This is a genomic window from Rhodococcus zopfii NBRC 100606 = JCM 9919 (assembly GCF_001895025.1).
GTDB classification, from domain to species: domain Bacteria; phylum Actinomycetota; class Actinomycetes; order Mycobacteriales; family Mycobacteriaceae; genus Rhodococcus; species Rhodococcus zopfii.
The window spans coordinates 195,905-203,919 of sequence record NZ_BCXI01000013.1 but is presented as its reverse complement, the minus strand read 5'-3'; the positions used below and the strand labels follow the sequence as shown (position 1 = coordinate 203,919).

Genomic DNA, 8,015 nt, shown 5'->3' with positions numbered 1-8,015 from the left:
TGGGAACTACAGCTAGATCACCGCACCTCCCACGCGCACACCGCCCCCGCCACCACCAGAGCGCCCACGACCAGCATCGGGTCCGCCGCGATCGACCACACCGCCCCCAGGACCGGAAGCGCCGCGAACGGCAACGCGGCTCCGAGCGCGGCGACGGGTGCTGAGCCCGGCAGCGCAGAGCCGAGCGCGAGGCCCGTTCCCGCCGCGATCAGCGCGACCCGCACCAGCAGAGGCCAGCCGTCGGCGGCGAGATCCGGCCACAGTGCCGCGACCGCGGTCGTCACCAGCGCGAGGGCCAGACCCAGCTCGGGGCGCGGCATGCGCGGCGCCGCGCGCAGCCCGGCGAGCACCGCGACGACCGCGACGGCCGGAGTCCACCCCGGCACTTCCGGCCCGCCGAGCGCTGCGACGAGCGGATACGCGGTGACGGTCGCACCCGTCACCGCCATCGGGAAGGGGCCGTCGCCCGGCGGCAGGAACCGTGCCGTCACCTCCGCGCCGATGACGAGGAGCAGCAGTGCGCCGCCGACGAACAACCACATCCGCACGGTCGACGACGCCGACTCGGCGGTCACCCGGTCGCCGAGCAGTCGGTATCCGACGGACAGGGCCAGCGCTGCACCGACAGCGACCGGCCACAACCGCGGATCGGCTCGCTGCACCCGCATCCCCGGCTGCGCGACGAGCGCCGCGGCCACGACCGTGACGAGTGTGATCGCGAGCAGCCACTGCGGCACCGTCCAGTGCAGTGAGTGGAACGGCCGCTCGGTCCCGGTCGCCGCCGCCGCGAGGAACGCAGACCAGGCACCGGCGATGACCGCCCATTGGCCGCTCGCACGCCCCCACGTCGCGGCGATCGCCGCGCCGAGCAGGATGCCCGCGGTCGCCGCGACCACGATCTGCAGAGCGGATTGCGTGTCCGTGTCGGCGTCGGACGGCGCGATGTAGCGGACGGTGCCCAGCACCAGCACACAACCGGTGGCGATCATCCACCCGGTGCGCCGCGACCCGGAGTGCTGCAGTCCCGCCACCGCGACCACCGCGAGTACCGCCGCGACGACCGGCGTGCTGTCGTTGTGGACGGGCGCAGCCATGACGGCACCGTCGACCGCCAGAACGACCCCGGCGAGCGCCGCCGCGCACAAACCCGCCAGCGCCGCGAGCGGGGCATCGACGCGGGCCGCGGTCAGCGTGGCCATGTCAGCGGTTCTCCGCGTACGCCCGCAGATGCTCGACCTGCGCCGGATCCAGCGAGGGCCGCACCGCGGTGCGGGCGGTCGCGACATCGTCGGCGGTGACCACCGCCGCGTCGACGTTGCGGCGCATCGCGGCGAGCGCAGCCTCGCGCAGCAGAGCCGCACAGTCCGCCGCCGAGTATCCGTCCAGGTCCGCGGCGAGTGCCCCGAGATCGACGTCGTCGGCGAGCGGAACGGACTTTCCTGCCGTCTGCAGGATGTCGACGCGGGCCTCGGCGTCCGGTGGCGGCACGAACACGAGGCGCTCGAGCCGGCCGGGCCGCAGCAGCGCCGGATCGATGAGATCGGGACGGTTCGTGGCGCCGAGCACCACGACGTCACGCAGCGGTTCGACGCCGTCGAGTTCGGTGAGCAGCGCCGCGACCACCCGGTCGGCCACCCCCGAATCCGAACTCTGACCGCGTCGCGGTGCGAGCGCGTCGACCTCGTCGAGGAAGATCAGCGACGGCGCCGAATCGCGCGCCCGGGCGAAGAGTTCTCGCACGGCCTTCTCGGATGCGCCGACCCATTTGTCCATCAGCTCGGCGCCCTTGACCGCGTGCACACTCAGATGTCCGGTGCTCGCCAGCGCACGGACCAGGTACGTCTTGCCGCAGCCGGGCGGGCCGTACAACAGCACCCCGCGCGGGGGATCGACGCCGAGCCGCGCGAACGAGTCGGGATGCTGCAGAGGCCACAGCACGGCTTCGGTGAGAGCCTGCTTGGTCTCGACCATGTCGCCGACGTCGGCGAGGGTCACGCTGCCGATGGCGAGTTCCTCGGTTCCCGAGCGCGACAGGGGACGGATCACCTCGAGCGCACCGACCATATCCTCGTGGAGCAACACCGGGTCCTCGTCGTCGCGGCTCGCCCGTGACGCCGCCCGCAGCGCCGCTTCCCGGCACAGGGCCGCGAGATCCGCGGCGACGAAGCCCGGGGCGCGCGCGGCGATCGCGTCGAGCTTCAGACCCTCGGACGGAACCGTGCGCAGCAGCACGTCGAGCAGCGCACGACGGGTCGCGCCGTCCGGCAGCGGCAGACTCAGCTCGCGGTCGCAGATCTCGGGGGAACGCAACCGCGAATCGACCGCATCGGGATGCGCGGTCGTCGCCACCAGCGCGACCCCGGGGGTGTCGACGATCCGCCGCAGCACGTCGAGGATCAGCGTGGACACCGGTTCCGGGGTGTCGGGCAGCAGCGCGTCGATGTCGGTGACGAGCAGCACCCCGTCGCCGGCCACGGCATCGGCGGCGGCAGTCACGCGGCGGAGCCGTTCGTCGGCTGCGAGTGCGCCGACCCCGGGGCCGTCGACCTCCACGACCTTCCGGTGGGCGAGGACCGCACGGGCGAGCGTGGCCTTGCCGACCCCGGCGGGGCCGGTGACGAGTACCCCCAGATGCGGGGACGCGCCGAGGGTGCGCAGCAGTTCCGGTTCGTCGAGGGACAGCTTCAGCCATTCGGTGAGCTTGGCGACCTGTGCCTGCACCCCGACCAGGTCTTCCGGCGGCGGCGCGGCGGCGCGTTCCGGTGCCGTGAACGTCGCCGCGGCGCCCGCGACCGCGGGTGCGTACGGCGCGGGTGCCCCGGTGCGACCGCCCCACGTCACGGCGGTGTTCGGTTGCACGCTGACCGGTCCGGTCGGGTCCACGGCGGTCACCGTCAGCAACTCCGACGTCCAGGCGACGCCGAACGTGCGCGACAGAGTGCGGGTGGTGTCGGCGGTGCTCGTCCCGGGACCGAGATCGCGGGGGAGCAGCGACACGGTGTCGCCGACGGTCACGACCTTCCCGAGCAGGGCCTGTCGCAGCGTCGCGTCGCTGATGGAGTGGGTGGCCAGCGACGACCCGGTCACGGTCACGGACCGGGCGCCGTACACGGTGACGGGTGCGACGACGACGGTGGCGTTCTCGCGCAGGCCGGTGTTCGACAGCGTGACGTCGTCGAGCAGGATCGTGCCGGTGGGAGTGCCGGCGGGGGCGAGCCCGGCGACGGCTGACGTGCGGCGGGCGCCGATGAGCGCGATCGCATCCCATTCGCGCAGGCCCAGCGCAGTCAGCGCTTCCGGGTGCAGGCGCACGACACCGCGGCGTGCGTCCGCAGCAGACGTGTTGAGCCGGACGGTCAGCGCGAGTTCAGCGGTGGTCACCCCGCCGAGCCTAGAGCGTGCTCACCGTCCTCGAGGGCGTCGCAGCCCCAGGCGCGCCGAGGAGCGATCCGCGGGGGCGGCCGCGCGGCGGATCACGACGCGGCGGGGACGCTGGGCACGGTTCTCGGCACGGATCGCGCGACGTTCGGACGGCTTGATGTCCCAGGTTTCCGGTCGTGCCGCGACCCAGCGTTTGGAGCGGACCGCGAACGGGATGTGCGCGAGATAGGCGCCGACGAGCACGAGCATCAGCACATACGGGTAGGTCACCAGGGCCGCAGCGGCGAGCGCGACGAGGAACAGCAGGACCACGGCCAGCCGGGGCGGCACGGACACCGACTTCATGGCGAGGGTCGGGATCGTGCTGACGACGAGCGAGGCGGTGAGGAGGGTCCACACCGCGACCGCGGGGTAGGAGGCCCACCAGCCGTCGCCCCACTGGATGAACGCGGCGACGGGGGCGAGCGCGACCAGGGCCCCCGCCGGTGCCGGTACCCCGACGAAGTACTCCCGGGCGTAGGCGGGAACGGAGTCGTCCTCGAGGAGGGTGTTGAACCGGGCCAGGCGCAGCACCATGCTCACCGCGTACAGCAGCGTGATGATCCAGCCGAACGCGCTGACGTCGAGCAGCGTCACGTACAGCACGAGGGCCGGGGCGACGCCGAACGAGATGGCGTCGGACAGCGAGTCGAGTTCGGCGCCGATCTTGCTGGTGGCATCGAGCAGTCGCGCGATGCGCCCGTCGAGCGAGTCCAGGACGGCGGCGGCGCCGATCATGCCGAGCGCGGTGCCGAGCTCGCCGTCGAGCGCGAACTTGACCGCGGACAGACCCGCCGACAGCGCCAGGATCGTGATGACGCTGGGCAACAGGCGCACCGCCTGCGGTCGTCCGCGGCGTTTGCGTTCCGGTTCGGGGGCAGGGGTGAGCGGCGGATTCACGGCAGCTGAGCGATGACGGTCTCGGCACCGATGGTGCGCTGTCCGCGCTCGACGAGTAGGCGGGTGCCGGCCGGGAGGTAGGTGTCGACGCGGGAGCCGAAGCGGATCAGGCCGTAGGTGTCGCCGATCGGCAGGGTGTCGCCGACGCCGGCGTCGCAGACGATGCGGCGCGCGAGCAGGCCGGCGATCTGGACCACGGCGACCTGGTGGCCGTCGCCGGTCTCGAGCAGCATGCTGTTGCGCTCGTTGACCTCGCTGGCGTCCGCGAGATCGGCGGAGAGGAACTTGCCCGGCTGGTGTACGACCTGGCGGACGATGCCGCCGACGGGGCTGCGCTGTACGTGCACGTCGAGCACCGACAGGAAGATGCTCACGCGCGGCAGCGGTTCGCCGCCCAGACCGAGTTCGGCCGGCGGCACCGCGGTGTCGACGAGCGCGACCTCGCCGTCGGCGGGGGCCACGACGACCCCGACCCGGTTCGGTGGGACCCGGTGCGGATGACGGAAGAACGTCGCGGTTGCCGCGGCGGATGCGAGCCCGGCGCGGCGCACCCATTTGCGGTTGCGACCGAGCGCGGCCACCGCGAGCGGCGCCGCGACGAACGGCAGTCCGGCGGGATGGAGCGGCGGAACCGCCTTCCGGACCAGATCGGCGATGTGGGCGACACCGCTGGTCGGGGGCATACCGGCGGGTGTGGGCTTACGTGCCACGGCTCCTCTTACTGTCGCGTGCGATGTGAACCGCGGACCGACGGGGCCCGCGGGCTACCACAGCGTACGCGAGCAGTGTCACACCGTGGCGGGCGTGGTCTCCACCGCGTTCTTCACCCGGGCGAGGGTGGCATTCATCCCGACGACCATTTCGTCGTCGAACGATTCGGTCCCACCCATCGCCAGCTTGATCAGGAGCTGCGAGACCTTGCTGGTGCCGGTGGGGGCTTCGCGTCGCTGCACGACGCGGGTTCCCGTCTCGATGGGTTCGAGGAGGAACGACCAGATCGTGCGGTTCTCGTTGACGCGGAATCGGAGCTCGCGGTCTCGCTCGAAGGTCAGGATCTTCGAGGTGGTGGGCCAGACGAGGAGGCCCTTGCGATTGATGTTGATCGTGGTGGTTCCGACTCCGACGGGGCCACCACGCACCGTCATCCGGCGGCACTGCGGGCTGAACTCTCCCATCCGCTCGAGGTCGGCGAGAACCGCCCACACCTGCTGCGGGGTTGCGGAGATGTCGATCGTGGCTTCGAGGGTTCTGGACACGTCACTCCCGATAAATATGTGGTACTTCGAGTTACAAACAGGTCGACACTATCGTACGTCGACCGGCGGGGAAAGCCTCGTGGATTCATGCAACCCGGCTTCGCGCCCACATTCTCCCGGAAAAGTGCTGTATTTCATACATACAGTCCGTATGCTGAGCGCATCACGGAGTGGGGATGATCGGAGGAATGCGGCGTGGGGGCGCCGGCAGGGGATGGTAGTTCTGCAGTGGATCGATCTGAATCCATTGCGCTGCAGTGAATCACGTCTTTCGGCGGTATCGAGCGGTCCCCGCAGCGTCGGTGGTCCGTGGACCGGTGCTGCCTGCAATCTCAGGAGGACCACGTGGCTTTGCGCCGTTCGTCGCTCGTACTCGCCGTTGTCGGGGTGCTGCTCATCGCAGCCGCCGCGCTCATCCGATTCGTCGCCGTCCCGTCGATGACGAAACTCCCCACCGAAATCGACAGTGAGTCGACGTACACGGGCAGCCTGCAGTCGTTCGACCCGAGCAAGTTCGCGCTCGGTGACGGCGTCGCGTTCACCGTCGCCCGGCACGTGGACGTCGAGCACGTCGACGGCGACGTCGCGGTCATCACGACCGTGGCCGAAACCCAGCGGCCCGACGGGAATTCCACGTCGTCCCACACCTACGCGATCAGCCGGGTCGACTACACGCAGCGGCCGGCGCCGGAGGGATTCGAGGTCGAGGACCAGAAGGGCGCGATGACCTTCTCGCTGCCAATGAACCCCGACCCGGACGGTAATGCGCTGTACTACACCGTTACTCGCGAACCGATTCCGCTCGAGCACGTCGGCGACTCGGTCCTCGAGGGTCGCGACGTCTTCGAACTGCGAGGCGATCGCACGGCTCCGATCGTCGACCCCGAGGTGCTCACCCCGGCGCAGGCCGGGATCGCCGCGATGGCGGGCGTCGGCGACGGTTCGGTCCTCCCCAAGCAGATCCTCGGGATCCTCGCCGGCTTCCTCCCGCCCGAGCAGGCACAGCCCCTCACCGCGGCGCTGGCGACCCAGCCCGACCTCGTCCCCGTCGTGCTGACCGCCGACACCACGATCGAGATGGACGTCGACACCCGCTTCGGCACTCCGCTGCGGACCGTCCAGGACCAGACCACCGTCCTCAACATGAAGGCCGGTGACGAGCTGATCCCGCTGCTCGACCTGTCCCGTGCCGTCGTGAGCACCGACAACGCGTCCGTCGCGAACGCGGCCTCCAAGCTGTCCTCCTCGGAGACCATGCTCGACATCGTCGCCGGGTGGCTGCCCCTGCTGCTCACCGCGATCGGTGTCGTGCTCATCGTCGTGGGGATCGCGCGGCGCGGCCGCCCGGCACCCACGACTCCGCCGGCGGGCGAGGCCGACGGCGCGAGCGGCGACGTTCTGGAGTCCACCGGGCCGGGCACCTGACCTGAGCCTCCGTCGAGCGGGAGCACCTGCACGACGCAGCGCCTCCCGGACCCGCTCGACGAGGACCCCGGATCGCCGGTACAGCAGGTCTGCGCCCACTCGGATGACCGTCCAACCCAGTTCCGGGAGCAAGGCATAGCGTTCGATGTCGCTCGCGCGCTGGGCCGGATCGGTCCAGTGGTGGCTGCCGTCGTACTCGACGAGTACCCGCCAGTGCTTCCAGCCCAGGTCCGCGCGCGCGACGACGCGGTCGCCGTCGAACACCTCGATCTGTGTCTCCGGTGCGGGCAATCCCGAGCGGATCAACAGCAGTCGTGTGTGCGTCTCGGGGGGTGACGCGGCGCCCCGTCGACGAGGGTGAGTATCCGTTCCAGGTCGCCGGAACCTCGGTCGCCCCGATGCGTCGTCGCGATGTCCTGGATGTCGCGGACCCTCAATCCGGTTGCGTTGCAGAGTGCGTCGAGCGCCTCGACGCACGCGATGGTGGGGCGGTGACGCCGCGCAAGGTCGTAGCCTGTCTGCGCCGGTGACGTCACGATCATCCCGTCGACCGCACACGTCTCCACGTCCCGTGCAGTACGAACCACGATGCCGGGCACCGATCGCACATGCCCGTCCCTGATCAGTTCGGCAGGCGCGTGCGGGTTGATCCACCGCGATCCGTGCACCGCGGCCGCCGACAGCCCGGCCGGGATCCCACTGCGGTTGGACCACATCCACGCGGCCTCCGCTCGCAGTCGCGCCGCCGGCGCGATCCCCGGGCGGATGTAGACGTCCCGGTGCAGACGTACGAAGTTCCGGCTGAGGCCGTGCCGGGTGACCATCCCCGCGCCGAGGGCCTCCGAACCCCGGAACGGCCGGTCCAAGTCGATCATGATGCCAGCGTGCGCGACCGCGAACGGTTGCGAAACCGGCTGGGCGCGCATGTGTACAACTTCGACGATATCCACAGGTCTCCGGCGCGGTGAGGGGGAGGTTGAGCGCGACATTCCCGAAGATCTCGCGCACAACCTC

Annotated in this window: 6 protein-coding genes and 1 pseudogene; 1 reads left to right on the top strand and 6 read right to left on the bottom strand. The window is 70.9% G+C overall.

What is annotated here, in order from left to right:
- Positions 1-17: 17 nt before the first annotated feature.
- The 5 genes from RZ1_RS09940 to RZ1_RS09920 form a co-directional block, all read right to left on the bottom strand.
- Entirely contained in the window at positions 18-1,199 is a 1,182-nt protein-coding gene (locus tag RZ1_RS09940; RefSeq protein ID WP_072811375.1) for a hypothetical protein, read from the bottom strand.
- A gap of 1 nt (position 1,200) precedes the next feature.
- Positions 1,201-3,381 carry an AAA family ATPase gene (locus RZ1_RS09935; protein ID WP_072811374.1) on the bottom strand — a complete coding sequence of 727 codons (2,181 nt, stop codon included), beginning with the start codon at positions 3,379-3,381 and terminating at the stop codon, positions 1,201-1,203.
- Positions 3,382-3,402: 21 nt separating this feature from the next.
- Positions 3,403-4,257, bottom strand: coding sequence for a CDP-alcohol phosphatidyltransferase family protein (locus tag RZ1_RS09930; protein WP_072811411.1), 855 nt, complete (start codon positions 4,255-4,257; stop codon positions 3,403-3,405).
- Between the two features lie 59 nt (positions 4,258-4,316).
- The gene (locus tag RZ1_RS09925; RefSeq protein ID WP_072811373.1) at positions 4,317-5,030 is read right to left on the bottom strand and encodes a phosphatidylserine decarboxylase; all 714 of its coding nucleotides are present in this window, start codon (positions 5,028-5,030) and stop codon (positions 4,317-4,319) included.
- A 78-nt stretch (positions 5,031-5,108) separates the two neighbouring features.
- A complete protein-coding gene (locus RZ1_RS09920) occupies positions 5,109-5,576 on the bottom strand; it encodes an SRPBCC family protein (protein ID WP_072811372.1) in 468 nt (155 codons plus the stop codon).
- Positions 5,577-5,921: 345 nt separating this feature from the next.
- Between RZ1_RS09920 and RZ1_RS09915 the strand changes: the two genes are divergently transcribed.
- Positions 5,922-7,001 carry a porin PorA family protein gene (locus tag RZ1_RS09915; protein ID WP_169917890.1) on the top strand — a complete coding sequence of 360 codons (1,080 nt, stop codon included), beginning with the start codon at positions 5,922-5,924 and terminating at the stop codon, positions 6,999-7,001.
- 18 nt (positions 7,002-7,019) lie between these two features.
- On the opposite strand, the pseudogene RZ1_RS09910 reads toward RZ1_RS09915, so the two are convergent.
- Positions 7,020-7,876: pseudogene (locus RZ1_RS09910) on the bottom strand (endonuclease domain-containing protein); the annotation flags it as partial.
- Between the last annotated feature and the right edge of the window lie 139 nt (positions 7,877-8,015).

What these genes read in the sequence shown, in the direction of transcription:
- RZ1_RS09940 (WP_072811375.1), bottom strand. Translation starts at nt 1,199, where the DNA reads ATGGCCACGCTGACCGCGGCCCGCGTCGATGCCCCGCTCGCGGCGCTG.